At 55.8% G+C, this 25,133-nt stretch carries 22 protein-coding genes; 13 read left to right on the top strand and 9 right to left on the bottom strand.

What is annotated here, in order from left to right; all coding sequences use genetic code 11:
• Positions 1–134 precede the first annotated feature (134 nt).
• From L370_RS18655 to ftsP, 4 genes are all read left to right on the top strand, one after another.
• Positions 135–536, top strand: coding sequence for a YgiW/YdeI family stress tolerance OB fold protein (locus L370_RS18655; protein WP_023333415.1), 402 nt, complete (start codon positions 135–137; stop codon positions 534–536).
• A gap of 118 nt (positions 537–654) precedes the next feature.
• The gene (gene parC, locus L370_RS18660; RefSeq protein WP_023333414.1) at positions 655–2,913 is read left to right on the top strand and encodes a DNA topoisomerase IV subunit A; all 2,259 of its coding nucleotides are present in this window, start codon (positions 655–657) and stop codon (positions 2,911–2,913) included.
• Between the two features lie 163 nt (positions 2,914–3,076).
• Complete coding sequence (gene plsC, locus L370_RS18665) at positions 3,077–3,814, top strand: 1-acylglycerol-3-phosphate O-acyltransferase (protein WP_023333413.1); 738 nt, start codon at positions 3,077–3,079, stop codon at positions 3,812–3,814.
• A gap of 58 nt (positions 3,815–3,872) precedes the next feature.
• On the top strand, positions 3,873–5,285 hold the full coding sequence (ftsP, locus tag L370_RS18670; RefSeq protein WP_023333412.1) for a cell division protein FtsP: 1,413 nt from the start codon (positions 3,873–3,875) through the stop codon (positions 5,283–5,285).
• Positions 5,286–5,315: 30 nt separating this feature from the next.
• On the opposite strand, the gene L370_RS18675 is transcribed toward ftsP, so the two are convergent.
• The gene (locus tag L370_RS18675; RefSeq protein ID WP_032641009.1) at positions 5,316–6,791 is read right to left on the bottom strand and encodes a TrkH family potassium uptake protein; all 1,476 of its coding nucleotides are present in this window, start codon (positions 6,789–6,791) and stop codon (positions 5,316–5,318) included.
• A gap of 201 nt (positions 6,792–6,992) precedes the next feature.
• Here L370_RS18675 and L370_RS18680 point away from each other — a divergent pair, with 201 nt between their 5' ends.
• The gene (locus L370_RS18680) at positions 6,993–9,167 is read left to right on the top strand and encodes a YgiQ family radical SAM protein (protein ID WP_023333410.1); all 2,175 of its coding nucleotides are present in this window, start codon (positions 6,993–6,995) and stop codon (positions 9,165–9,167) included.
• Between the two features lie 96 nt (positions 9,168–9,263).
• Here L370_RS18680 and dkgA read toward each other — a convergent pair whose 3' ends face one another.
• On the bottom strand, positions 9,264–10,091 hold the full coding sequence (gene dkgA / locus L370_RS18685; RefSeq protein WP_023333409.1) for a 2,5-didehydrogluconate reductase DkgA: 828 nt from the start codon (positions 10,089–10,091) through the stop codon (positions 9,264–9,266).
• A 105-nt stretch (positions 10,092–10,196) separates the two neighbouring features.
• Entirely contained in the window at positions 10,197–11,360 is a 1,164-nt protein-coding gene (yqhD, locus tag L370_RS18690; protein ID WP_023333408.1) for an alcohol dehydrogenase, read from the bottom strand.
• A 195-nt stretch (positions 11,361–11,555) separates the two neighbouring features.
• Between yqhD and L370_RS18695 the strand changes: the two genes are divergently transcribed.
• Positions 11,556–12,455: an AraC family transcriptional regulator gene (locus L370_RS18695; RefSeq protein ID WP_023333407.1), complete on the top strand. Its 900-nt coding sequence runs from the start codon at positions 11,556–11,558 to the stop codon at positions 12,453–12,455.
• A gap of 49 nt (positions 12,456–12,504) precedes the next feature.
• Here L370_RS18695 and yghB read toward each other — a convergent pair whose 3' ends face one another.
• Both yghB and metC read right to left on the bottom strand, forming a co-directional pair.
• Positions 12,505–13,164 carry a DedA family general envelope maintenance protein YghB gene (gene yghB, locus L370_RS18700; RefSeq protein WP_023309176.1) on the bottom strand — a complete coding sequence of 220 codons (660 nt, stop codon included), beginning with the start codon at positions 13,162–13,164 and terminating at the stop codon, positions 12,505–12,507.
• A 143-nt stretch (positions 13,165–13,307) separates the two neighbouring features.
• Positions 13,308–14,495, bottom strand: coding sequence for a cystathionine beta-lyase (gene metC / locus L370_RS18705; protein ID WP_023333406.1), 1,188 nt, complete (start codon positions 14,493–14,495; stop codon positions 13,308–13,310).
• Between the two features lie 251 nt (positions 14,496–14,746).
• Here metC and exbB point away from each other — a divergent pair, with 251 nt between their 5' ends.
• Together exbB and exbD are read left to right on the top strand one after the other, a co-directional pair.
• Positions 14,747–15,478: a tol-pal system-associated acyl-CoA thioesterase gene (exbB, locus tag L370_RS18710; protein WP_023333405.1), complete on the top strand. Its 732-nt coding sequence runs from the start codon at positions 14,747–14,749 to the stop codon at positions 15,476–15,478.
• 4 nt (positions 15,479–15,482) lie between these two features.
• The gene (gene exbD / locus L370_RS18715; RefSeq protein WP_023333404.1) at positions 15,483–15,908 is read left to right on the top strand and encodes a TonB system transport protein ExbD; all 426 of its coding nucleotides are present in this window, start codon (positions 15,483–15,485) and stop codon (positions 15,906–15,908) included.
• A 42-nt stretch (positions 15,909–15,950) separates the two neighbouring features.
• Here the strand turns inward: exbD and L370_RS18720 are convergent, their stop codons facing one another.
• Positions 15,951–16,400 carry a hypothetical protein gene (locus L370_RS18720; RefSeq protein ID WP_023333403.1) on the bottom strand — a complete coding sequence of 150 codons (450 nt, stop codon included), beginning with the start codon at positions 16,398–16,400 and terminating at the stop codon, positions 15,951–15,953.
• A 1-nt stretch (position 16,401) separates the two neighbouring features.
• Positions 16,402–16,806: a hypothetical protein gene (locus L370_RS18725; RefSeq protein WP_023333402.1), complete on the bottom strand. Its 405-nt coding sequence runs from the start codon at positions 16,804–16,806 to the stop codon at positions 16,402–16,404.
• A gap of 103 nt (positions 16,807–16,909) precedes the next feature.
• Between L370_RS18725 and L370_RS18730 the strand changes: the two genes are divergently transcribed.
• Positions 16,910–17,413 carry an ESA_00282 family adhesion-associated protein gene (locus tag L370_RS18730; protein ID WP_023333401.1) on the top strand — a complete coding sequence of 168 codons (504 nt, stop codon included), beginning with the start codon at positions 16,910–16,912 and terminating at the stop codon, positions 17,411–17,413.
• An 81-nt stretch (positions 17,414–17,494) separates the two neighbouring features.
• Positions 17,495–17,983: a TIGR00645 family protein gene (locus L370_RS18735; protein WP_023333400.1), complete on the top strand. Its 489-nt coding sequence runs from the start codon at positions 17,495–17,497 to the stop codon at positions 17,981–17,983.
• A 122-nt stretch (positions 17,984–18,105) separates the two neighbouring features.
• On the opposite strand, the gene L370_RS18740 is transcribed toward L370_RS18735, so the two are convergent.
• Both L370_RS18740 and L370_RS18745 read right to left on the bottom strand, forming a co-directional pair.
• Positions 18,106–19,146: an aldo/keto reductase gene (locus L370_RS18740; RefSeq protein ID WP_023333399.1), complete on the bottom strand. Its 1,041-nt coding sequence runs from the start codon at positions 19,144–19,146 to the stop codon at positions 18,106–18,108.
• Positions 19,147–19,327: 181 nt separating this feature from the next.
• Positions 19,328–21,928 carry an autotransporter outer membrane beta-barrel domain-containing protein gene (locus L370_RS18745; RefSeq protein WP_023333398.1) on the bottom strand — a complete coding sequence of 867 codons (2,601 nt, stop codon included), beginning with the start codon at positions 21,926–21,928 and terminating at the stop codon, positions 19,328–19,330.
• Positions 21,929–22,432: 504 nt separating this feature from the next.
• On the opposite strand from L370_RS18745, the gene L370_RS18750 reads away from it, so the two are divergent.
• From L370_RS18750 to L370_RS18760, 3 genes are all read left to right on the top strand, one after another.
• Positions 22,433–23,980 (top strand): methyl-accepting chemotaxis protein, encoded by a 1,548-nt coding sequence (locus tag L370_RS18750; RefSeq protein ID WP_023333397.1) that lies wholly within the window; start codon positions 22,433–22,435, stop codon positions 23,978–23,980.
• Between the two features lie 128 nt (positions 23,981–24,108).
• A complete protein-coding gene (locus L370_RS18755; protein WP_023333396.1) occupies positions 24,109–24,363 on the top strand; it encodes a hypothetical protein in 255 nt (84 codons plus the stop codon).
• A 295-nt stretch (positions 24,364–24,658) separates the two neighbouring features.
• Positions 24,659–25,108 carry a hypothetical protein gene (locus tag L370_RS18760; RefSeq protein WP_023333395.1) on the top strand — a complete coding sequence of 150 codons (450 nt, stop codon included), beginning with the start codon at positions 24,659–24,661 and terminating at the stop codon, positions 25,106–25,108.
• Positions 25,109–25,133 lie beyond the last annotated feature (25 nt).

The following is a 25,133-nucleotide window of genomic DNA, read 5'->3' as shown; positions in this document are numbered from 1 at the left end:
CTCCTTGATGCCGTCAGTAAACCCTCTGCAAGCGCCTGCTGTACAGCAATAATAAATAAATTTTTCCCTTAAGAAGTTGTTAAGGATTACCCTGTTAAATGGATTGCGAAACGACATTAAAGGGAGAGATGAAGATGAAAAAATTCGCTGCAATTGCTGCCATCATGATGATGACCACCGCGCCGGTCTTTGCTGCTCAGGGCGGTTTTACTGGCCCATCGGCCACACAGACCCTGACGCAAACTCAGCAGGGCGGTTTTGTCGATAACAACGCCAACCTCACCACCGCGGCAAAAGTGAAAGACCTGAAGGACGATGCGTGGGTGAAGCTGCGCGGGAACATTACCGAGCGCCTGTCCGATGACCGCTACACCTTCCGCGATGAGTCCGGCACGGTGGTCGTTGAGATTGACCACAAGCGCTGGAACGGCGTGACCGTCACTCCGCAGGATAAAGTTGAACTGCAGGGTAAAGTCGATAAGGACTGGAACGAGTTTGAAATCGACGTGAAGCAGGTTATTAAGCTGAACAAATAACCCAAAAAGGGCCGCCTGTGCGGCCCTTTTTCTTTGTGACTCAATTCATCAGATGAGGTAGTATCTGCGGCAATATTGCCTGAAACCCTTCGGTTTCTGAGTTGAGGAATCACACGTAATGAGCGATATGGCAGAGCGCCTCGCGCTACATGAATTCACGGAAAACGCCTACCTGAACTACTCCATGTACGTCATCATGGACAGGGCGTTGCCGTTTATCGGGGATGGCCTGAAGCCCGTTCAGCGCCGCATCGTCTATGCGATGTCCGAACTGGGGCTGAACGCCACCGCCAAGTTCAAGAAATCCGCCCGAACCGTCGGTGACGTGCTGGGTAAATACCATCCGCACGGCGACAGCGCCTGTTATGAAGCGATGGTGCTGATGGCGCAGCCGTTCTCTTACCGCTACCCGCTGGTGGACGGGCAGGGGAACTGGGGGGCACCGGACGATCCGAAATCCTTCGCCGCAATGCGTTATACCGAATCCCGCCTGTCTAAATACGCCGAAGTGCTGCTGGGCGAGCTGGGTCAGGGGACCGTTGACTGGGTGCCAAACTTCGACGGTACGATGCAGGAGCCGAAGATGCTGCCTGCGCGTCTGCCGAACATCCTGCTGAACGGCACCACCGGTATCGCGGTCGGTATGGCGACGGACATTCCGCCGCACAACCTGCGTGAGGTGGCGAAAGCCGCCATCACCCTGATCGAGCAGCCGAAAACCTCGCTGGACGAGCTGCTGGATATCGTGCAGGGGCCGGACTACCCGACCGAAGCCGAAATCATCACCTCGCGCGCGGAAATCCGCAAAATCTACCAGAACGGTCGCGGCTCCGTGCGCATGCGCGCGGTGTGGAATAAAGAGGACGGCGCCGTGGTGATCACCGCGCTGCCGCATCAGGTTTCCGGCGCGAAAGTGCTGGAGCAAATCGCCTCCCAGATGCGCAATAAAAAGCTGCCGATGGTGGACGACCTGCGCGACGAATCCGACCACGAGAACCCGACCCGTCTGGTGATCGTGCCGCGTTCCAACCGCGTGGACATGGAGCAGGTGATGAACCACCTGTTCGCCACCACCGATCTGGAAAAAAGCTACCGCATCAACCTGAACATGATTGGCCTCGACGGACGCCCGGCGGTGAAAAATCTGCTGGAGATCCTTACCGAATGGCTGACCTTCCGCCGCGATACGGTACGTCGTCGTCTGAATTACCGTCTGGAGAAAGTGCTTAAGCGCCTGCATATCCTTGAAGGTTTGCTGGTGGCGTTCCTCAACATCGACGAAGTGATTGAGATCATCCGTACCGAGGACGAGCCGAAGCCGGCGCTGATGTCGCGCTTTGGCATCAGCGAAACCCAGGCCGAAGCGATCCTCGAACTGAAGCTGCGCCATCTCGCCAAACTGGAAGAGATGAAGATCCGCGGCGAGCAGAACGAGCTGGAAAAAGAGCGCGATCAGCTGCAGGCGATCCTCGCGTCCGAGCGCAAGATGAACACCCTGCTGAAGAAAGAGCTGCAGGCCGATGCTGACGCCTTTGGCGACGACCGTCGTTCTCCGCTGCACGAGCGCGAAGAAGCGAAGGCGATGAACGAGCACGACATGCAGCCGTCCGAGCCGGTGACCATTGTCCTGTCGCAGAGCGGCTGGGTGCGCAGCGCCAAAGGCCACGATATCGACGCGCCGGGGCTCAGCTACAAGGCGGGCGACAGCTTCAAAGCGGCGGTGAAAGGCAAGAGCAACCAGCCGGTGGCCTTTATTGATTCCACCGGCCGCAGCTACGCCATCGATCCGATCACGCTGCCTTCCGCGCGCGGGCAGGGCGAGCCGCTCACCGGCAAGCTGACGCTGCCGCCGGGCGCGACGGTCGACCATATGCTGATGGAGGCCGATGATCAGAAGCTGCTGCTGGCGTCCGATGCGGGCTACGGCTTTATCTGTACCTTTAACGACCTGGTCTCCCGTAACCGTGCCGGTAAGGCGCTGATTAGCCTGCCGGACAACGCCCACGTAATGGCGCCGCTGGTGATCGAGAATGAAAGCGACATGCTGCTGGCAATCACCACCGCCGGACGTATGCTGATGTTCCCGGTCAGCGATCTGCCGGAGCTGTCGAAAGGCAAGGGCAACAAGATCATCAACATCCCGTCGGCGGAAGCTGCGAAAGGCGAAGATGGCCTGGCGCACCTCTTCCTCCTGCCGCCGCAGAGCACGCTGACCATTCACGTCGGCAAGCGTAAGATCAAGCTGCGTCCGGAAGAGCTGCAGAAAGTGGTGGGTGAGCGCGGTCGCCGCGGCTCGCTGATGCGCGGCCTGCAGCGCATCGACCGCGTGGAGATTGACTCTCCTGCACGCAGCGCGGCGGGTGACAGCGAAGAGTAATGTCGTGATATCCCCCTCTGCCCGGAGGGGGAATTTCAATAAAATTTCCCGTAAAATCGTTGTTAATTCGTGCGTTGCGATTAACAATACGCGCTCGTAATAAAGTCCTTACCTGGCCACAGGTGAAGTATAATTGTCAGCTGTTGGGGCTTCAGAGGTCGCTATGCTATATATTGTTCGTCTTATTCTTACCGTTATCTACTGCATTCTGGTCTGTATTTTCGGCTGTATCTATTGCCTGTTCAGTCCGCGTAATCCGAAGCATGTTGCCACCTTTGGCCATATGTTCGGTCGCCTTGCGCCGCTTTTTGGCCTGAAGGTTGAAAAACGTCTGCCTGAAGGGGCGGAAAATTTCGGTAATGCCATCTATATCGCTAACCATCAGAACAATTACGATATGGTGACCGCCGCAAATATCGTTTTGCCGCCGACCGTGACGGTGGGGAAAAAAAGCCTGCTGTGGATCCCGTTTTTTGGCCAGCTGTACTGGCTGACCGGTAACCTGCTGATTGACCGTAACAACCGCGCAAAAGCGCACAGCACCATTGCGGAAGTGGTGAATCATTTTAAAAAGCGCAGGATCTCAATCTGGATGTTCCCGGAAGGAACGCGCAGCCGCGGTCGTGGCCTGCTGCCGTTTAAAACCGGTGCGTTTCATGCCGCAATTGCGGCAGGTGTTCCAATTATTCCTGTGTGCGTTTCCAATACTTCGAATAAGATTAATCTTAACCGCCTGAATAACGGGCTGGTGATTGTCGAAATGCTGCCACCCGTCGATACCAGCAAATACGGTAAAGACCAGGTGCGCGAGCTGGCAGCGCACTGCCGTGAGCTGATGGCTCAGCATATTGCGCAGCTCGACAAAGAAGTCGCAGAGAGAGAAGCCGCCGGTAAGATTTAATCCGGCGTTGAAGGGAAAACGAATTCCCGCGTTGTTAGTCGTTTCAGATGGAGCTTATATGTCACTCAGTCGGCGTCAGTTTATTCAGGCTTCCGGGATCGCCCTTTGTGCGGGTGCGATGCCGCTGACAGCCAGCGCCGCCGGGCAGCAACAGCCGCTGCCTATTCCGCCATTAATTGAATCTCGTCGCGGTCAGCCGCTTTTCCTGACGCTGCAGCGTAGCCACTGGTCCTTCACCCAGGGGACGCGTGCACCCGTCTGGGGCATTAACGGACGTTATCTTGGGCCGACCATACGCGTGTGGAATGGCGATGATGTAAAGCTCATCTACAGCAATCGAACCCCTGAAAATGTTGCCATGACCATCAGCGGCCTACAGGTACCTGGCCCGTTGATTGGCGGCGCGGCGCGAATGATGTCACCCAACGCCGACTGGGCGCCCGTTCTGCCAATCCGCCAGAGTGCGGCAACGCTGTGGTACCACGCCAACACGCCTAACCGCACGGCGCAACAGGTCTATAACGGCCTGGCCGGCATGTGGCTGGTGGAAGATGAGGTCAGCAAATCCCTGCCGATACCGAACCATTACGGCGTGGATGACTTCCCCATTATTATCCAGGATAAACGTCTGGATAATTTCGGTACGCCGGAATACAGCGAGCCGGGCAGCGGCGGCTTCGTCGGCGATACGCTGCTGGTCAACGGCGCGCAAAGCCCGTATGTCGAAGTCTCGCGCGGCTGGGTGCGCCTGCGCCTGCTCAACGCCTCCAACTCGCGCCGCTATCAGCTGCAAATGAGCGATGGCCGTCCGCTGCACGTGATCTCCGGCGACCAGGGCTTTTTACCGGCGCCGGTTTCCGTCAAACAGCTGGCGCTCTCGCCGGGTGAACGTCGCGAAATTCTCGTGGATATGACCAACGGGGATGAAGTGTCGCTGACCTGCGGTGAAGCGGCGAGCATTGTTGATCGTATTCGCGGGTTCTTTGAACCGTCGAGCATACTTGTCTCGACCCTGGTGCTGACCCTGCGTCCAACCGGTCTGCTGCCGCTGGTGACCGATAGCCTGCCAATGCGTCTGCTGCCGCAGGAGATCATGAGCGGCTCGCCGGTGCGCAGCCGTGATATCAGCCTGGGCGACGATCCCGGCATCAACGGCGCGCTGTGGGACGTCAACCGCATCGACATTACCGCGCAGCAGGGCACCTGGGAGCGCTGGACGGTCCGTTCAGATATGCCGCAGTCGTTCCATATTGAAGGGGTATCTTTCCTGATCCGCAACGTCAACGGCGCGATGCCGTTCCCGGAAGATCGCGGCTGGAAAGATACCGTCTGGGTGGACGGCCAGGTCGAACTGCTTGTCTACTATGGTCAGCCTTCGTGGCCACACTTCCCGTTCCTGTTCCACAGCCAGACGCTGGAGATGATGGACAGGGGATCCGTGGGGCAGATGCTGATCAATCCGGCACCGTAATCCTGACATTCCCGGTTCGCCGGGAATGTTTTATGCCCGCCAGAAAAAGCGCGAGAACAGAATCAGCACCGGGTAAATTTCCAGACGCCCTAGTATCATCGCCGCACACATCAGCAGTTTTGCCCCCTCTGTCAACGTGCCAAACGTTGACGCCGTTTCGCCAAACCCTAGCCCCATGTTGTTGATGCAGGCGGCAACCGTTGCGAATGAGGTAAACAGGTCGTAGCCCATCAGATTAAGCGCCCAGACAAAAAAGCCCGTAATCATGACGTAGAGGAAAAAGAAGCTCCATACCGAGCGCAGAACGCGTTCATTCACCACGCTTTTACCGACCTTGATACTCAGCAGCGCCCGTGGATGCGCCAGCTGGTTCATTTCCTGAATACTCTGTTTGAACATGATCAGAAAACGCAGCGCTTTGATCCCGCCACAGGTCGAGCCTACGCAGCCACCAAAAAAACTGGCACTCAACAGCAGGAAGATGGTGTGTGCGGGCCATTGGGCATAGTCAGCTGTTGAAAGGCCGTTATCGGTCATCATCGAACTGGCAAGGAAGAAGGCGTGCACCAGGCTGTCCGTGGCGTTGTACATCCCCGCATGCCAGACCTGCCAGGCGGTGATGGCGATAAGCACCGCGGCGGCGGTCAGAAAAAATCTCACCTCCGGGCTGCGGCGAATCGGTTTCAGGGTGCGTCTGACAATGGCGACGTACCAGAGGGTAAAGTTAAACGCGGAAAGCAGTGAAAACGCCCCGGCGACCAGCTCAATGGCATGGCTGTCATAAAAACCGATGCTCTCGCTGCGGGTGGAGAATCCGCCCAACGACACGGTCGACAGCCCGTGACAGAGGGCGTCAAAAAAGGACATGCCCGCCAGCCAGTAGGCCAGGGTGCAGGCCACGCCCAGCGCGAAGTAGGTCACCCACAGCGTGCGCGCGGTATCGGCAAGGCGGGGCGTCAGACGTTCCTCCTTGAACGGCCCCGGCATCTCTGACTGATAGAGCTTCATGCCACCGATACCCAGCAGCGGCAGGACCGCGACGGCCAGCACGATAACGCCTAAGCCGCCAATGAAATTCAGCTGAGCGCGGTAATAAAGGTACGACTTAGGCAGGGCGCTGACGTCCCCGATTACCGTTGCGCCGGTAGTGGTTATACCGGAAACCCCTTCAAAGAGCGCGTCAGCAAAGGAAAGATGCAGGCCATCGTCCATCCATAGCGGCATGGCGCTGATCAATGAAAACAGCAGCCAGAACAGCACGATAATCACAAACCCGTCGCGGGTACGCAGCTGAATACCGGCATGACGGGTTGCCCTCCACGTCAGTCCACCCAGGCTGAAAAAGGTTAAAAAGGTGGTTAAGAATGCAAAATAGGTCCGCTCTTTATTCAGCAGGGCGATAACCATCGGCGGCAGCATAGAAAGACTATAAAGAAGAACCAGGAAACCGCAGAGGTGAAGCACAACCCGGAGCTGGGACACATGTAATGAATCGTTGAACTTCACAGAGGTACTCCGCGCCATCGCACATTCCGGGAGGCTACTCACCGGAAGATATAGTGGATATTATGATCCAAAATTAACAGGGTGCTGTATTTTAACGACTTCCACGAATATCTGTCTGCTTGCTGCATCCTTTTCTTCAAATCTGGAGGATGAACAGCGTATAATCCCGCTCCTTTTGTCTATTTTTTCTTCGGAAGCATTATGAGCGCAATTTCCCTGATCCAGCCGGATCGTGACCTCTTCTCCTGGCCCCAGTACTGGGCGGCCTGTTTTGGACCGGCGCCGTTCCTGCCGATGTCCCGGGAAGAGATGGACCAACTGGGCTGGGACAGCTGCGATATCATTCTGGTCACGGGCGATGCCTACGTTGACCATCCGAGCTTCGGTATGGCCATCTGTGGCCGTATGCTTGAGGCGCAGGGCTTCCGCGTGGGGATCATCTCCCAGCCTGACTGGAACAGCAAAGACGACTTTATGCGTCTGGGTAAACCGAACCTGTTCTTCGGCGTCACCGCAGGCAACATGGACTCGATGATCAACCGCTACACCGCCGACCGTAAGCTGCGCCATGACGACGCCTACACGCCGGATAACGTGGCGGGTAAACGCCCCGACCGCGCGACCCTGGTCTATACCCAGCGCTGTAAAGAAGCCTGGAAAGACGTGCCGGTGATCCTGGGCGGCATCGAGGCGAGCCTGCGCCGTACCGCGCACTACGACTACTGGTCAGATACCGTTCGCCGCTCGGTGCTGGTGGATTCAAAAGCCGACATGCTGATTTACGGTAACGGCGAGCGTCCGCTGGTGGAAGTGGCGCACCGTCTGTCGCAGGGTGAACCGGTGAGCAGCATCCGCGACGTGCGCAATACCGCGATCATGGTGAAAGAGGCGCTGCCGGGCTGGAGCGGGGTGGATTCCCGCATCATTGATATGCCGGGCAAAATCGACCCGATCCCGCACCCGTACGGTGAAGATCTGCCGTGTGCCGATAACAAGCCGGTTGAGCCGAAAAAAGCGGAAGCGAAGGCTATCGTCGTGCAGCCGCCGCGCCCGAAGCCGTGGGAAAAGACCTACGTTCTGCTGCCGTCCTACGAGAAGGTGAAAGCCGACAAGGTGCTCTACGCGCACGCGTCTCGTATTCTGCACCATGAAACCAACCCGGGCTGCGCCCGCGCGCTGATGCAGAAGCACGGCGAGCGCTTTATCTGGATTAACCCGCCGGCGATCCCCCTCTCCACCGAAGAGATGGACAGCGTCTTTGCGCTGCCGTACAAGCGCGTGCCGCACCCGGCGTACGGCAACGCCCGTATCCCGGCGTATGAGATGATCCGTTTCTCGATCAACATCATGCGCGGCTGCTTCGGCGGCTGTTCCTTCTGCTCCATTACCGAACACGAAGGCCGTATTATCCAGAGCCGCTCTGAAGATTCGATCATCAATGAGATCGAAGCGATTCGCGACTCGGTGCCGGGCTTTACCGGCGTGATCTCTGATCTCGGCGGCCCAACCGCGAACATGTACATGCTGCGCTGCAAGTCGCCGCGCGCGGAGCAAACCTGCCGTCGCCTCTCCTGCGTCTATCCGAGCATTTGCGAGCACATGGACACCAACCACGAGCCGACGATCAACCTCTACCGCCGCGCGCGCGACCTGAAGGGCATCAAGAAGATCCTGATCGCCTCCGGGGTACGTTACGACATCGCCGTGGAAGATCCGCGCTATATCAAAGAGCTGGCGACGCACCACGTCGGCGGTTATCTGAAGATTGCGCCGGAGCATACCGAAGAAGGCCCGCTGTCGAAAATGATGAAGCCGGGCATGGGCAGCTACGATCGCTTTAAAGAGCTGTTCGATACCTATTCGAAGCAGGCGGGCAAAGAGCAGTATCTCATCCCATACTTCATTTCCGCCCACCCGGGCACGCGCGATGAGGACATGGTGAACCTGGCGCTGTGGCTGAAGCAGCGTCGCTTCCGTCTGGATCAGGTGCAGAACTTCTATCCATCACCGCTCGCCAACTCGACGACCATGTATTACACCGGCAAGAACCCGCTGAGTAAGATTGGTTATAAGAGTGAAGAGGTGGTGGTGCCGAAAGGGGATAAACAGCGTCGTCTGCATAAAGCGCTGCTGCGTTACCACGATCCGAAAAACTGGCCGCTGATCCGTCAGGCGCTGGAAGAGATGGGTAAAAAACACCTGATCGGCTCGCGCCGCGACTGTCTGGTACCGGCCCCGACGCTGGATGAGATGCGCGAAGCGCGTCGCCAGAACCGCAATACGCGCCCGGCGCTGACCAAGCACACGCCGATTGTGCATCAGCGTTCGAACGGTGGAGCGGGAACGAAGAAGAACGTAAAACGTAAGATCGGTTAAACCTGTAACAATGCCCAGTGGCGCTGCGCTTACCGGGCCTACAGGTCAGCGCGTAGGCCGGGTAAGGCGCAGCCGCCACCCGGCTTTTTTCTGCGACTACCCGCCAAACTGATCCGGATCCGGGCCTAAACGTTTACCCTTATCCAGCTTCGCAATCTCACCCAGCTCTTCTTTGTCCAGACGGAAATCCCAGACGTCGAAGTTCTCGGCGATGCGCGATGGCGTGACCGATTTCGGGATGACCACCAGGCCGTTGTCCAGATGCCAGCGAATGACGATTTGCGCCGGGGTTTTACCGTATTTATCCGCCAGCTCGCGGATAATCTTTTGATCAAACACCCCTTCGCCGCCCTGCGCCAGGGGGCTCCAGGACTCGGTCTGGATTTTATGCGTGGCGTTCCAGGCATGTAACTGGCGCTGCTGCATCAGCGGGTGCAGTTCGATCTGGTTAATCACCGGCGCGACGCCCGTCTCGTCAATCAGCCGCTGCAGGTGATGAACCTGGAAATTACAGACGCCGATGCTTTTCACCAGCCCCTCTTTCTGCAGTTCAATCATCCCTTTCCAGGCATCAACGTAGTGATCGATAGCCGGAACCGGCCAGTGCATCAGCCAGAGATCGACGAAGTCGAGCTGGAGCTTTTCCAGGCTCTCCTCCAGCGCTTCACGGGGGCGTTTTTGATCGTCGTTCCAGAGTTTCGTGGTGATGAATAACTCATCGCGGGGGACGCCAGCGCCGGCAAGTGCCTTACCCACGCCGTCCTCGTTTTTGTATGCGGCGGCGGTATCAATGGACCGATAGCCGACTTCCAGGGCTTTATGAATGGCGGAGACGACCTCGTCGTTACCGGCTTTCCATACACCTAGCCCCAGCTGGGGCATCACGTTGCCGTCCTGCAGCTTGATTACGGTTTGGTTTGCCATTTTTCCTCCTTCAGGTGCGCATCGCCGGAGGGTTCCTCCGGCGATGGGGTGTGCATTAAGTCTGGACGAAATGTCAAAAAACGAAAGTCGGGAGGGCAAAAACGCTTAGCGCGCCGCTTCGTAGATACGACGGCTCACGTCCAGCGTGATGTCGCCGTGCTCGCCCAGGTGGGTCATGCCGTGCTCTTCAAGTTTTGCCAGCAGGGCAGGAATGGAGCTGCCGTCCAGACCGTAGCCGGACAGACGCGTTGGCACGCCCAGACCTTCGAAGAAGCTGCGGGTTGCTTCGATGGCGGCATCAATCCGCGCATCGTCAGAACCCTCGGTGATGTTCCACACGCGCTCGGCGTACTGCAGCAGTTTGGCGCGTTTGGTGTCGCGTTTTTCGTTCCACAGCGCAGGCAGAACAACGGCCAGGGTCTGGGCGTGGTCCAGACCGTGCATTGCCGTCAGCTCGTGGCCCAGCATGTGGGTTGCCCAGTCCTGCGGCACGCCAGCACCGATCAGGCCGTTCAGCGCCTGCGTTGCGGCCCACATGACGTTGGCACGCACGTCATAGTTTTCCGGCTCTTTCAGCGCTTTCGGACCTTCTTCGACGAGCGTCAGCAGAATGCCTTCCGCGAAGCGATCCTGAATTTTGGCATTCACCGGATACGTTACGTACTGCTCAACGGTATGAACAAAGGCATCGACCACGCCGTTCGCCACCTGACGCGCAGGCAGGGTATAGGTGTAAACCGGATCCAGAATGGCGAACACAGGCTGAACGTGTTCATTCATGAAGGCCTGTTTGTCACCGGTGGTTTTACGGGAGATTACCGCGCCCTTGTTGGATTCAGAGCCGGTCGCTGGCAGGGTCAGCACGGAGCCCATCGGGATGGCGCTTTTAATCTCGCTGCCGCGGGTTTCCAGAATGTGCCACGGATCGATGCCGTCAGCGTAGTGGGCTGCCGCCGCGATGAACTTGGTGCCGTCCAGCACGGAACCGCCGCCGACGGCCAGCAGGAAGGTGATGTTTTCTTCGCGGGCGATTTTCACCGCGTTCATCAGCGTTTCGTAAGACGGGTTTGGCTCAATGCCGCCGAACTCACGCACGTCCAGACCGTCCAGCGCGCTATAAACCTGATCCAGCACGCCGGTTTTTTTCACGCTGCCGCCACCGTAGGTGATCAGTACGCGAGCGTCAGCAGGGATCTGCGCACGCAGATCGGCGATAGCGTCTTTACCAAACAGAATGCGGGTTGGGGTGTGAAGATTAAAGTTATTCATTGCTCGTTCCCTTTAGTGGGTGAAAAACCGTGGTGGCGCGGAGGGCTACCTGATGCTGCACATTGTGGCTTTCCAGGGCTACGTCCTCAATGCACATTCCTGCCGATGTCTTGCCCATTTCTACAGAGCGCTGGAGAAAGCGCGGAAAACGACGCACACTGTCAACGTCGAAAACCGTACCCGGAGTAACACAAGATGAACCGTGAGGCTATCTGCCAGCAGCTCACTGCGCAGATTAAGAGATTGATAGATAATGATAATTGTGCCAGCGAACTGCTGCCGGACATTCGCCTGCTCTATGGCACGCAGCCCGGGACGCGCACGCCGGTCATGTACCAGCCGGGCATCGTTTTTCTCTTCTCGGGCCATAAAATTGGCTATATCAACGAGCGCGTGTTCCGCTACGACACCAATGAATATCTGCTTCTGACAGTACCTTTACCCTTTGAATGTGAAACCTTCGCGACAGAGGCCGTTCCGCTGGCCGGTATTCGCGTCAACGTCGATATTCTTCAGCTGCAGGAGCTGCTGATGGAGATAGGTGAAGACGAACTCTTCCAGCCTTCGATGGCGTCGAGTGGGATTAACTCGGCGACGCTGTCGGAAGAGATCCTCTGCGCCATTGAGCGTCTGCTGGACGTGATGGAGAGGCCGCTGGACGCGCGCATTCTGGGCAAGCAGATTATCCGCGAAATTCTCTACCATGTGCTGCTGGGCCCGGGGGGCGGGGCGTTACTGGCTCTGGTGAGTCGACAGACCCACTTCAGCCTGATAAGCCGCGTGCTCAAGCGTATCGAAAGCCAGTACACGGAAAATCTCAGCGTCGACCAGCTGGCGGCGGAAGCGAACATGAGCGTCTCGGCGTTTCACCATAATTTTAAATCGGTGACCAGCACCTCGCCGCTGCAGTACCTCAAAACCTACCGGCTGCATAAGGCGCGGATGCTGATGATCCACGACGGCATGAAGGCCAGCGCGGCGGCAATGCGGGTGGGTTACGAAAGCGCGTCGCAGTTCAGTCGGGAGTTTAAGCGCTATTTCGGCGTCACGCCGGGGGAAGATGCATCACGCATCCGAACCATGCAGGGCACCTGACGGGAAACGTAGGCCGGGTAAGGCGTAGCCGCCACCCGGCTTTGTTGAATTATGCGCTGCAGTACTTCTTCTTAATCACTACCGCAATAGTCCCTACCAGTCCCGCGACCAGCAGGAACATCGGCAGCACCATCAGGAAGGTCATCACCTGGTCTTCGTGGTGTTTCACAAAGGGGATCATATTCAGCGCGTAGCCGAGCGTGGTGACCACCCCCACCCACAGCAGGGCGCTCAGCCAGTTAAAGAACTGGAAGCGGCGGTTCGACAGACCGGAAATGCCCGCCATCGTAGGCAGAAGCGTGCGAACGAACGCCAGGAAACGCCCGGCTAGCAGCGCCAGCAGGCCGTGTCGGTCAAACATGCAGGTCGCACGCTGATGATATTTATGCGGCAGCTGCGCCAGCCAGCCTTTCACGACGCGAGTATTGCCCAGCCAGCGGCCCTGCAGATAGCTCAGCCAGCAGCCCAGGCTGGCGGCGGAGGTGAGAATAACCATCGTGGGCGTGAAGTCCATAACGCCTTTGCCGATTAACGCCCCGGCCAGTAAAAGCAGGCTGTCACCGGGAAGAAATGAGGCTGGCAGTAATCCATTTTCCAGAAACAGCGTTGCGAACATCACGAGATAGACGATACCGACGACGTGAGGATCCGCCAGCGCGGCAAAGTCGTGTTGCCAGAGCGCCGCGATAATATCTTGAATAACAGCCATGGACTTTCCTGTGGAACAGCAGATATAGCGCTATTGTACTCCCTTATTCGTCCTTCGGGTTTGATCCCGGGCGCAACTCATGCAGACTTTTCTGCTTGCGGTGTCCACAAAAGCGTCCAGGGAGTACATTTTCAGCCAGCACTCTACACGATACGCTCGAACCCTGCTGCTAAATCGGCAATCAGATCGTCAACATTTTCTAAACCGATATGCAGTCGAATCAGGGTGCCGCTGAAGTCCACTTCACCGCCTGGGCGCAAAGCTGCAACCTGTTCCGGCTGGTTAGGCAGGATCAGGGATTCAAAACCGCCCCAGGAGTAGGCCATGCTGAAGAGGGTAAAATTATCCAGATAGCTCGCCAGCTCGTCGTTGTTCAGCCGTTTTTTCAGCACGAACGAGAACAGGCCGCTGCTGCCCGTAAAGTCACGTTGCCAGAATTCGTGGCCTTTACTGCCCGGTAGCGCGGGGTGATTAACGCGCTCAACCAGCGGATGCTGCGCCAGCCATTCGGCCACCTTCAGGCTGCTTTCATGGTGCTGACGCAGGCGAACGCCCAGCGTGCGAAGTCCGCGGCTGGTCATGTAGGCCGTATCTGCGTCCACCATCTGGCCCATCAGGTAGGCATTTTCTCGCAGCTGATCCCAGCAGCGCGCGTTGGAGACCGCGGTTCCAATCATGCCGTCAGAGTGGCCAATCAGGTATTTCGTCGCCGCCTGAATCGAGATATCAATATCGAACTCCAGGGCTTTAAACAGCACGCCTGCCGCCCAGGTGTTATCGATCATGATGATGGCATCCGGCGCTTTGCTGCGTACGGCCTTCACGATAGCCGGCACGTCGTGAACTTCCATGGTGAGCGACCCCGGAGATTCCAGGAACACGATGCGGGTGTTTGGCTGAATAAGTTCGGCAATGCCTTCACCAATCAGCGGGTCGAACCAGCCGGTCGTTACGCCGAGCTTGCTGAGAATTTTGGTGCAGAAGTCCTGGCTGGGCTCATAGGCGGTGTTGGTCATCAGGATATGATCGCCCTGTTCCACAAACGCCAGAATCGTGTTGGCGACCGCAGCCGCCCCGCACGGGAACAGCGCGCAGCCCGCGCCGCCTTCCAGCTCGCACATCGCTTCCTGCAAAGAAAAATGGGTTAGCGTGCCGCGACGGCCATAAAACAGCCCGCCTTTCGCGCGGTTGCGCGTGGCGATTTTTTTCTCCTCAACGGTATCAAACACCAGCGAGGAGGCGCGTTGAATCACGCTGTTGACCGATCCCTGAGTATATTTTTTGCTGCGTCCTGCCTGTACCAGCGTGGTATCAAGATGCTTCTTTGTCATGTTCGCTAACCCTGTCTTTATACGTCTGGACGTCCAGACTACCACGATTGGAAAAAACTGCACCCGGAGGCTTATCGAATAAGCAGAAAATATTAGCAAAAATTCGCATAAGAAATTTTTACTGCGTAAGCGCAAGGAAAGTGAGCGAAAATTACGGCACCATGCAAATACTAATGAGAACTACTATCAATTCGACGACGTTTTGATATTATTACGCTCAGATTTTGTGATTTGCGTCCTGGAGATACAGAGTGGGTAATAATTTGATGCAGACGGATCTCTCCGTTTGGGGCATGTATCAGCATGCTGACATCGTGGTTAAGATTGTGATGATCGGCCTGATTCTGGCGTCCGTTGTCACCTGGGCTATCTTCTTCAGCAAAAGCGCCGAGCTGCTTTCGCAGAAGCGTCGCCTTAAGCGGGAACAGCAGCAGCTGGCTGAAGCCCGCTCTCTGGATCAGGCTTCTGACATGACCTCATCCTTCCACGCGAAAAGCCTGACCACCCTGTTAGTGAATGAAGCTCAGAACGAGCTGGAACTCTCCGCTGGCAGTGAAGATAACGAAGGCATCAAAGAGCGTACCGGTTTCCGCCTGGAGCGTCGCGTTGCGGCCGTGGGCCGACACATGGGACGCGGCAACGGTTATCTGGCGACCATCGGTGCGATCTCGCCGTTTATCGGTCTTTTCGGTACGGTCTGGGGCATCATGAACAGCTTTATTGGTATCGCGCAGACCCAAACCACCAACCTGGCGGTTGTGGCGCCGGGTATCGCGGAAGCGCTGCTGGCAACGGCGATTGGTCTTGTTGCTGCGATCCCAGCGGTCGTAATCTACAACATTTTCGCGCGTATGATTGGCAGCTATAAAGCCACGCTGGGTGACGTTGCCGCGCAGGTTCTGCTGCTGCAAAGTCGCGATCTCGACCTGAATGCCAGCTCGGTTAAGCCGGTGCATGCGGCGTCCAAACTGCGCGCAGGTTAATGCTATGGCGATGCGTCTGAACGAAAATCTGGACGATAACGGCGAAATGCATGAAATTAACGTGACGCCGTTTATCGACGTTATGCTGGTTCTGCTGATTATCTTCATGGTGGCTGCGCCGCTGGCGACGGTGGATGTGAAGGTGAATTTGCCTGCCTCTTCCAGCCAGCCCCAGCCGCGCCCGGAGAAGCCTGTCTACCTGTCGGTGAAGGCGGATAAATCCATGTTCCTCGGGAACGACCCGGTGACGGCAGACTCAGTCATCCCGGCGCTGGAGCAGCTTACCGGCGGTAAGAAAGACACCACGGTCTTCTTCCGTGCGGATAAAACCGTTGATTATGAAACCATGATGAAGGTAATGGACACGCTGCATCAGGCGGGTTACCTGAAGATTGGGCTGGTCGGCGAAGAGAAAGCGGCCTCGAAATGATAAAGAAGCTGGCGAAAGCCGGCTTTTTTTATGCCTGTCGGTTTATGCGTTTTTACTCTCCGTCTGTGCGGTAGAGGGGGTGGCCAGCGCGTCCTCATCAAGCGCCACACAGGTGACGTTAGAAGTACGGTACTCGCCGTCTGACAGTTTACGCGTCAGGCGCAGGGTGGCGATTTCTCTGGCAAGCAGATACTGGTAATTGGCCTCAAGACGTCCGAGAAGCTTCTCTTTCAGTTCTGGCCGCTGTTCCATGATGGCGTTCATCACGGCACCGTAAATTTCTTCTTTGACCTGTAGCGGATAAATTTCACGGCGATTCTGCCATTTCAGACGAACCAGCGTCGCCGGGATCGATACCAGGTCTTGCGTAATACGCGTCATCTCGTCATTTTTAGTGTTTCTCAGCGCGTCGAGATTTTGCTTTAAGATAAATTGATCGCTTTTTTTATCATCTAAAGTCAAATAAACGTCGTTGTTTTTAACTTCTTTCACGTTAATCTTCCCCCAGGCTATAAAAAATAGGGTTGTTTTTTTCGCGCGTAATTAAATTAAGCCAAATTTCATTGCCCGCTTCATTAATTTCTTCGGTTTTCTCTGCCAATATTTGACTTAGTTTCTGGGCATCTATTTCGCCCTCGGCCTGCAGATCATTCAGCAGGTGGACAAAGGCTTCAATTTTTATGGCGCGAAATAAGCGGTCTTTTATATGGCGATCGTGCTCTTCCAGCAACATATTTCGGGATTTGCCAGTTCGGGAAACACCAATTAATATATCGGGCTCGAAATCGGAGAGCTTTCTTTTCCCCTGAGTGAAACTGGCCTCTTTTTCCGCTTCCGTCGGTTGCTGTTCCACAGGCGTAATGTGGTACTTAGCCGGGACGAGATAGTCGGGCAGCATTTTTAATTTCCTTTAATTTCAACAGGGTGGGGTTGGTAAAGGCGTGAGATTCGTTGACAATATCATGAGGCAAATTTAAAATCAAAAAAAATGGAGCCTACCCATGAACAGCATCTTTTTTACGGTCATCACATTACTATTACTGACCGCTGGTGTTCTTTTATTGATGCAGGAGTTCAATAAAACGAAAGTGTCGAAAGACGCCAGTGAACCCCCGCAACCTGAACTGATGACAAAAGAGGAAGGTGAAGACCATTTCTCTGTATTGATGAACTCCGTTACGCCTGTCTGGTACTGGCGGGTGAACCACGAATATATCGACTTTTTACACGCGACAATTAAACGCATGAAAATGTCGGAAATTAATGATACGCCCGGACTGTTTGAGGCGCAGCGTCGCTGCAGCGACCTGAATTCAGCAGTGTATAAATATTATGACAATATCAAAAAGCGCTGCCTAAACGGCGAGAAGGTATCTTATTCCGATCTGGACGTATTAAATTTGCGGCAGTGTTTTCGCGAGTTCAGCCTGGAAGCCTATCCTGAGCTGGTGGCGCTTGTCTGGCCGGAGTTCGCGCGTCCTGAGGTGAACCCGGACAACGTCTGAGTGAGGTACTGTTGAGTTATTGTAAACAGTCAGCGCCGTTGAGATATACTGGGCGCTGGTTTCTTTTGCAAACAGGACTTTATGGAACGCTTTTTTGAAAATGCCATGTACGCCTCTCGCTGGATACTGGCCCCCGTCTATTTTGGCCTTTCGCTGGCACTTGTCGCGCTGACGATTAAGTTCTTTCAGGAAATCCTGCACGTTCTGCCGAACATTTTTTCCATTGCCGAGGCGGATTTGATTCTGGTTCTGCTGTCGCTGGTGGATATGACCCTGGTGGGCGGGCTGCTGGTGATGGTGATGTTCTCCGGCTACGAGAATTTTGTCTCCCAGCTTGATATCGACGAGCGTAAAGAGAAGCTCAGCTGGCTGGGCAAAATGGATGCTTCGTCGCTGAAGAATAAAGTGGCCGCGTCGATTGTGGCGATCTCCTCAATCCACCTGCTGCGCGTGTTCATGGACGCGAAGAACGTGCCGGATAACAAACTGATGTGGTACGTCATCATCCACCTGACGTTTGTGCTGTCTGCGTTTGTGATGGGGTATCTGGATAAGATCAGTAAGAAGTAGAGTACACCTTACCCCTCACCCTAACCCTCTCCCCAAAGGGGCGAGGGGACCGCTCGGTACGGCCTTTCTCCCTCTCCCCTTTGGGGAGAGGGCGGGGTGAGGGGAGAGGGCATCAGACCGCACTATTTATCAGACGATGCCTGCCAAAGATTCAACTCCCCATCCGCAACATGCTGGTCAATCCGCTTGAGTTCGTCCTCCGTAAAGCGCAGGTTGTCCAGCGCCCGAACGTTCTCCTCAATTTGTTCCGGACGGCTTGCGCCAATCAGCACGGACGTCACGCGCGTATCTTTCAGCAGCCAGCTTAGCGCCATCTGTGCCATCGTCTGACCGCGAGCGTGCGCCATCTCATTCAGCAAACGCAGACTGCTCAGGTTGGCGTCGGTCAGCATCTTCTGCGTCAGGCCGCGCGCTTTATTCCCTTCGCGCTGCATGCGTGAACCTTCAGGAATACCGTTCAGGTATTTTCCGGTCAGCAGCCCCTGCGCCAGCGGGGTAAAGGCGATACATCCCGTGCCGTTTGCTTCCAGCGTATCCAGCAAGCCGGTCTTATCGACCCAGCGGTTAAGCAGGTTATAGGACGGCTGGTGGATCAGCAGCGGGATCTTCCACTCGCGCAGCAGCTCGGTCATTTTTTGGGTGCGCTCGGTCGAGTAGGAGGAAATGCCCACATACAGCGCTTTTCCGCTCTGCACGGCGTGGGCCAGCGCAGCGGCCGTCTCTTCCATCGGCGTGTTTTCATCCACGCGGTGGGAGTAGAAAATATCCACGTATTCGACGCCCAGACGCTTCAGGCTCTGGTCGAGGCTGGCGAGCAGATATTTGCGTGAACCGCCCGAACCGTAAGGCCCTGGCCACATGTCGTAACCCGCCTTGGTGGAGATAATTAGCTCGTCGCGGTGCGCGGCAAAATCCTCACGCAGCAGGCGGCCGAAATTCTCTTCCGCGCTACCCGGCGGTGGTCCGTAGTTATTGGCGAGATCGAAATGGGTGATGCCTAAGTCGAAGGCTTTTTGCAGCAGCGCGCGCTGGGCGTCAAGAGGCTGGACGTGGCCGAAGCTATGCCACAGCCCAAGCGACAGCGCGGGCAGGCGAAGGCCGCTCTTGCCACAGTGGCGGTACTGCATGTTCTCGTAGCGGTCAGGGGCAGGGTACCAGGACATGATGTCTCCTTTTCTTATCGATGAATTTTTGAAACGGCGTTTTCATTCTGTCCTTATCAAAACACAAATCCCGGGGAGAAGCGATGGCAGAACTCCCTGCCAGCCATTTTCCTCGGGATGCGTCAGACGTTGCGTTCCGCACTGCCCGGTACACGCTGGTCACCGGGCAATCAGACGACAATCAGAAGCTATAGCTCATACCCGCCTGCACGCTGGCATCGTTATCCACATCACCCGTACCGACATACACGCCGGTGGTCAGGGTAAAGTTATGGGCAATGGTGGCATTGATGCCTGCCCCAAAGATGCCCATGGAGTTGTTGTGACCAGAGGTATTGTGATAATCCGCCGCCTGAATGTCGGTGTTATCGCTGAACTCTTTCTGGAAGCGCGCGTCAATCCACGGCATCACCTTCACGTTCTTGTTCAAATCGCGAAGGGGGGTGGTGAGCCTCACGCCCGCGCCACTGTTCCAGGAAGAGACCTGGCTGTCGGCAAAGGTCACAGCACTATCAGAGAAGCCGTTTGCTTTGGTCTGATCCCAGCCTAACGTGGCGTAAGGCTGCAGCAGCGTTTCGCCCGGCAGCAGCACATTGACGCCGGTACGGGCTTGCGCCATATACAGGCTGCCATCGGTGGAGCCGTTCAGCGCTTCCGTCATGCCGCTGGTATCGCCCGTCACGTTGTTGGCAGACAGCGAATAACGCATATCGCCGTAGCTGAAGCTGCCGTCTGCAAACAGACCCCAGGTTCGGCCGTTCAGCGCCTGCTGCCAGCCGCCATACAGGCTGTAGTAGTTACCGTAAACACTGTCTTTGAAGCTATCCGCACCGTCGCTGGTGTCCTGCACGCGGCTGCGCGTCCACGCCAGCGCGATACCGCCGGTCACGCTGTCGCCGTTGTTCAGATGCGCCGTCCAGTCTACGCCGCCCTGCGCACCCTGAGTGATGCTTTTATAGTCGACATCGTTGCTGAAATTCCCGTTCTGATAAAGGAAATCTCCCCACACCTGCGCGCCGTCCTGCTGCTCACCCAGCAGGTTTGCCAGATGCACCTGGTTCATATGGTTGCTAATATCATCAGCCACCTGATGACCGGCTTGTTCAGCTGCATCCAGACCAGCAACCAGCCCCTGAACGTCGCTTGCGAGATTGCCTCTTTGGCTATTGAATTCAATATTCCAGTTCTGACTATCATCGGCTGCCAGCATCGTCTGCGGCGCGCCGTCGGCAGCAACAATATCCAGGCTATTGTCGTAGTTATAGGCTCCGCTGCGGCTCTCAACATTCTGCTGGCCGTTGGTAAAACTTGCTGCGGCATAATTTTCTGGGGCGCTGCTGCCTGAAGTGGTGAACGTACCCAGAATAACGTTACGTTGATTCAGTGCTGACGGGGTGATGCTATTCACAATGACTGCGTTATTGGCGCCGGTAATATTACCGAAATTCACATAGCTGTCGGTGCTCATGGTAACCAGCGCATTGCTGCCGGTGGTGGAGGCAGTCAGGGTTGAACCGTTTTGCAAACTCCAGCTGGTTGCATCGTTAATTTTATCAATGGCAATGCTGTTATCGCTGGTGGTATTCACCGTTTCAAACTGGCTTATTTGTCCGGAGACGGAACTGCCTGCATCCATTGAAAGGGTATCGCTACCGTCACCGCCGTTAACATTGCCATTTACATGTGAATCATTGGTCAGCACGACCGTATCATCACCTGCACCCGTTGTTATATCACCGTTGACGGTTGCATTGTTTTGCAGCGTGATGGTGCTGCTGCCCTTATTCTGGCTGGTATTTATCTCGCCATTCACGGTACTGTTATCCACCAGAACGGAATTTGCGGAATTGCCCTCGACGGTCACATTACCATTTACAACGCTGTTATTCGTCAGTGAGATATGGGTGGAGCCGTTTTCGTTAATGGCCCCAATGTCTCCGGCGATCGTGCTGTTATTCAGCGCCAGCGAATCGGCCTTCGTTCCGTACATCGCGATGGCGACATCGCCAAAGGCATCCAGGTTGATGTCGCTGAAGGGCTTGTATTCGCTCAGCTTTACCGCCAGCGTGTCGATGTTCTGCGCGATTTCGCTCAGCGAGGCATCCACGGAAGCGTTAGTCAGCGTAATATTGGTATCAGATTTATCGCTACCTGCGTAAATACCGCCTTTATCCATCGTGCTGTCGCTGATGGCAATATTTTGCGCACCGGCCCCCGCGCTGAGAATACTGCCGTGTAGTACGCTGCCGTTCTCAACGTTCACGGTGTGGTAGCCTTTATCCATCGGGTCGAGGTAAATGGCTGAACCCATCATATAGGCTTTCTTTCCCTCGTAGCTTCCGGCGTCATTTTCGCCATTCAGCGTGGAACCATCGATGGTCACCGTCGTATTGGTGGTTGCGCCAGTATTGCCCACTTCGATCATATCGGCGGTGGCGCCGTTATTCAGCGTAATATTAGCCGTGCCCCCGTTGCTGCCCTGAATATAATGGCCGGACATATCGGTGCCGGAAACGGTCAATGACTGGGTATCCCCTGATTCACGACTTCCATCCATAAATATATTATTTGCGGTGGTGTCGGCCATAATGGCATTAGTCACGCCGGGATCCTGATAGAAACTATTATCTTTGTACTTCGATAAACCGCAGGTCTGCGATGTCACGCCGGGCTGGCAGGGCGTGGCGGGCGTGGCGGGCGTGACGGCAGCCTGGGCACCAAATGAGGTTAAAGCTACTAAAACACATTGCGAAAGCAACGTACGATTCATTAATTTGCGCATTTGAAGTTCTCTGGATGAGTCGAAAATTGTCCGGCTCTTTTTAAATGAATTTATTTAAAATAAGAACTTTCTTAGTGGTTAGGGATGTAATGAAATCTAAGAATATATTCCGCGCAATAATTGATGTTTAAATAATTAAACCTGATTAATAAATTTTAATTAATTCATTCGGTAAATGTTTTGGAATGATTTGCATACAAATTAAAGGGTTTCTTGACTGTATGTGCGGTACTTTGACCGTCTCATTCACTGGGATATTAACCCTTTCGGGTTATGTGGTTAATTGATTGTTTGTCTGTTTTACATTTCGACGGCTGGTGAAATATTAAAACACGTATTGTGCAGAGAGATTTCCCCGCAGCGATTATCCTTTTCCAGCGATCGGTAGGGTAGTGAAGATTTTTATAAAATTACGCGCGAAAGATTATACCTTCGTCACTTCCTGCCGATAACGAGAGTAGTACTCGCCTCTGGGCGAACTCACCCTCACGGCAAGGAAGACTTATGAATATGCTCCGTAATTTCACGATCCGCTTCGTCATGCTGACGATTCTCGGGATCTTTTGTTTAATGTGGGCGGGTGTTGGCTTGTACAGCACCTGGTCCCTTTCTCGCGTTTCTGATGGCAACGACGTGGATCGCCAACTGGTTAAACAGATGACGGTGCTCAGCCAGGGCAACGATCAGTATTTCCGCTTTGTGACCCGTCTGAGCCGCGCCATGGAAGTTAAAGCCGCAGGCGGCACGCCGGATCTGGCCTCTGCCCAACAGGCGCTGGATAACATGGGCAAGAAACTGGCCGAGATGAAAGCGATCTCCCCAGGCCCGATGGATGAGCAGATCTCTTCCCGGGTGATCGGCACCTGGCAGGCGCTGCTTGAACAGGGCGTCACGCCGCAAATGCAGCAGGCAAAGCAGGGGGCTCTGGAGGGGTATCGCCAGCAGGCCAACAACGTTACGCCACCGCTGAGCCGCGCGTTCGGTGCGGCTGCCGAGGCGTTCAACAATGCCGCCGCGAAATCGCTCGATAGCACCCGCGTGGTGGTGGACGGCCTGACCAGCATGACCCGCACGGTGATAATCGTCGCCACGATTATCGGCCTGCTGATCCTGCTCTTCACCGACCGTTACCTGGTGGCGATGCTGGTCAAACCGCTGGACCGCATTCGTCAGCAGTTCCGCCAGATTGCCCAGGGCGATCTCAGCCAGCCCATTGAGCCGTTTGGCCGCAACTGCGTGGGACAGCTGGTGCCGCTGCTGAGCGCCATGCAGGACAGCCTGCGCGAAGCGGTCAGCACGATTCGCTCCGGCAGTGAAAATATCTGGCGCGGCGCGACGGAAATCTCCAGCGGTAACAACGATCTCTCTTCCCGTACCGAAGAGCAGGCGGCTGCGCTGGAAGAGACGGCAGCCAGCATGGAACAGCTGACCGCCACGGTGAAGCTGAACGCGGAAAGCGCGCGTCAGGCAAGCCAGCTGGCAGATGTGGCCTCAACCACCGCCAGCCGCGGCGGCTCGCTGGTGGAAGAGGTGGTGACCACCATGAGCGGAATTTCGGAAAGCTCGAAGAAAATTGCTGAAATCACTAACGTTATCAACAGCATTGCCTTCCAGACTAACATTCTGGCGCTTAACGCGGCGGTTGAAGCGGCGCGCGCGGGCGAACAGGGTCGTGGTTTCGCGGTAGTGGCAGGTGAAGTTCGCAACCTGGCAAGCCGCAGCGCCAACGCGGCCAAAGAGATTGAGGGGCTGATTACCGACTCCGTTTCCCGCGTAGAGCAGGGAGCGAAGCTGGTAGGCGACACCGGCACCACCATGGATGCGATTTTGCGCGACGTAACGGAAGTGACGACCATCATGAAGCAAATCGCTTCCGCCTCTGAGGAGCAAAGCAAGGGCATTTCGCAGGTCGGGATTGCCATTACGCAGATGGATGGCGTCACCCAGCAAAACGCCTCGCTGGTGGAGGAAGTTTCCGCGGCGGCGGCGGCGCTGGAGCGCCAGACGGAAGATCTTCAGCGCTCGGTGCAGAAGTTCCGCCTGACGGCATAACACAACGTTGCAAGGCCGCGTTTTGCGGCCTTGAATTATTAAAGCCTTCCCCCTTCAGCGCGCGCTGAAACTGCTATTCTTTTGCTAACCCTCCTGACGTTCTGGGCTCTCTTCTATGAGGTGTTGCTATGAACAGATCGTTATCAGTTATCCCTGTTCTCTCTTTCATTTTTCTGATGCTGTTCTCGGTTTTTGCCAGTGCGACCCAGCAGGCGCAGGAACGGCGCGTGGCGCGTGATGTCAGGCAGGAAACCCGCGACGCGTCACGGCAGGTGAAGCAGGCCTGCGTGGCGAACAATAACCAGAGTAATCACGACTGTCGTCAGGACAAGCGTCAGATGAAACAGTCCGGAAGACAAAAAGCGCGGGACATTAAGTATTAATCAGATTTGCGAGACGGCTTCCGGGAATGCACCTTGTCGCCTCGCGCTAATCGCAGTATCTTTTTGCCGCGCCTGCAAAATCAGGTGTCGGGATTGACCTCCTGGTATAAGTTACAGGTGACATGGATTACTATGTCGCGCGCACGGTTTCACCTCAATGGCGGACCGGGCGGGGGCGTCGAAAGACGCGCCGGTTTCCTGTAACTCCGGTAAGGTCAACCTCGTCTGGCTCCGCCACCCGTGAGATTGACCTCTCCGATGGCGGATATAAATACCGTTACAGGAGGCTGCCATCATGGCTACAACCCCAACCCAGACACACGCGTTATTTACCACGCCTTTTTCTCATACCACCGATTTCACCGAGCTGGCGGACAACTGCGAGCACTACGCTTATTCTCTGGTGGAGCGTGACGACATCACCGAGAAGCTGGCGTTATGCGGGCGTCTCTCCACCTGTCTGGCGCTGCTGCAATCCACGCTCCACGAACCTGTTCCGGCGCATTTGATCCCGCATTTTATCGTGAACGATCTTCCCGCACGGCTGCCTGCTTTCGAACCGGAGAGCGACCAACTCGGTCAATACTGCCAGGTTTTAACCCAGTTGCTGATCGGTCGCGCCCTGCCACAGGAGATGGCGCGCGTGATAGAGGATTTGCTGTGTGAACTGGTGGGATATTACGCCGATACGCTGAAAGCGCCGCGCTGGATAAATACGCCGGAAGGTCATATCGCGATTAATTAAGATTGTTTTATGTTGCCGGGCGGCG

It is taken from the genome of Enterobacter sp. MGH 24, from assembly GCF_000493015.1.
Taxonomy (GTDB): Bacteria; Pseudomonadota; Gammaproteobacteria; order Enterobacterales; family Enterobacteriaceae; genus Enterobacter.
This window is presented reverse-complemented; position numbering and strand designations above follow the sequence as displayed.

What these genes read in the sequence shown, in the direction of transcription:
- plsC (WP_023333413.1), top strand. Translation starts at nt 3,077, where the DNA reads ATGCTATATATTGTTCGTCTTATTCTTACCGTTATCTACTGCATTCTG.
- L370_RS18680 (WP_023333410.1), top strand. Translation starts at nt 6,993, where the DNA reads ATGAGCGCAATTTCCCTGATCCAGCCGGATCGTGACCTCTTCTCCTGG.
- yqhD (WP_023333408.1), bottom strand. Translation starts at nt 11,360, where the DNA reads ATGAATAACTTTAATCTTCACACCCCAACCCGCATTCTGTTTGGTAAA.
- L370_RS18755 (WP_023333396.1), top strand. Translation starts at nt 24,109, where the DNA reads ATGAACAGATCGTTATCAGTTATCCCTGTTCTCTCTTTCATTTTTCTG.
- L370_RS18655 (WP_023333415.1), top strand. Translation starts at nt 135, where the DNA reads ATGAAAAAATTCGCTGCAATTGCTGCCATCATGATGATGACCACCGCG.
- L370_RS18695 (WP_023333407.1), top strand. Translation starts at nt 11,556, where the DNA reads ATGAACCGTGAGGCTATCTGCCAGCAGCTCACTGCGCAGATTAAGAGA.
- ftsP (WP_023333412.1), top strand. Translation starts at nt 3,873, where the DNA reads ATGTCACTCAGTCGGCGTCAGTTTATTCAGGCTTCCGGGATCGCCCTT.
- metC (WP_023333406.1), bottom strand. Translation starts at nt 14,495, where the DNA reads ATGACAAAGAAGCATCTTGATACCACGCTGGTACAGGCAGGACGCAGC.
- L370_RS18735 (WP_023333400.1), top strand. Translation starts at nt 17,495, where the DNA reads ATGGAACGCTTTTTTGAAAATGCCATGTACGCCTCTCGCTGGATACTG.
- exbD (WP_023333404.1), top strand. Translation starts at nt 15,483, where the DNA reads ATGGCGATGCGTCTGAACGAAAATCTGGACGATAACGGCGAAATGCAT.
- L370_RS18745 (WP_023333398.1), bottom strand. Translation starts at nt 21,928, where the DNA reads ATGCGCAAATTAATGAATCGTACGTTGCTTTCGCAATGTGTTTTAGTA.
- yghB (WP_023309176.1), bottom strand. Translation starts at nt 13,164, where the DNA reads ATGGCTGTTATTCAAGATATTATCGCGGCGCTCTGGCAACACGACTTT.
- L370_RS18750 (WP_023333397.1), top strand. Translation starts at nt 22,433, where the DNA reads ATGAATATGCTCCGTAATTTCACGATCCGCTTCGTCATGCTGACGATT.
- parC (WP_023333414.1), top strand. Translation starts at nt 655, where the DNA reads ATGAGCGATATGGCAGAGCGCCTCGCGCTACATGAATTCACGGAAAAC.
- L370_RS18730 (WP_023333401.1), top strand. Translation starts at nt 16,910, where the DNA reads ATGAACAGCATCTTTTTTACGGTCATCACATTACTATTACTGACCGCT.
- L370_RS18725 (WP_023333402.1), bottom strand. Translation starts at nt 16,806, where the DNA reads ATGCTGCCCGACTATCTCGTCCCGGCTAAGTACCACATTACGCCTGTG.
- L370_RS18740 (WP_023333399.1), bottom strand. Translation starts at nt 19,146, where the DNA reads ATGTCCTGGTACCCTGCCCCTGACCGCTACGAGAACATGCAGTACCGC.
- L370_RS18760 (WP_023333395.1), top strand. Translation starts at nt 24,659, where the DNA reads ATGGCTACAACCCCAACCCAGACACACGCGTTATTTACCACGCCTTTT.
- dkgA (WP_023333409.1), bottom strand. Translation starts at nt 10,091, where the DNA reads ATGGCAAACCAAACCGTAATCAAGCTGCAGGACGGCAACGTGATGCCC.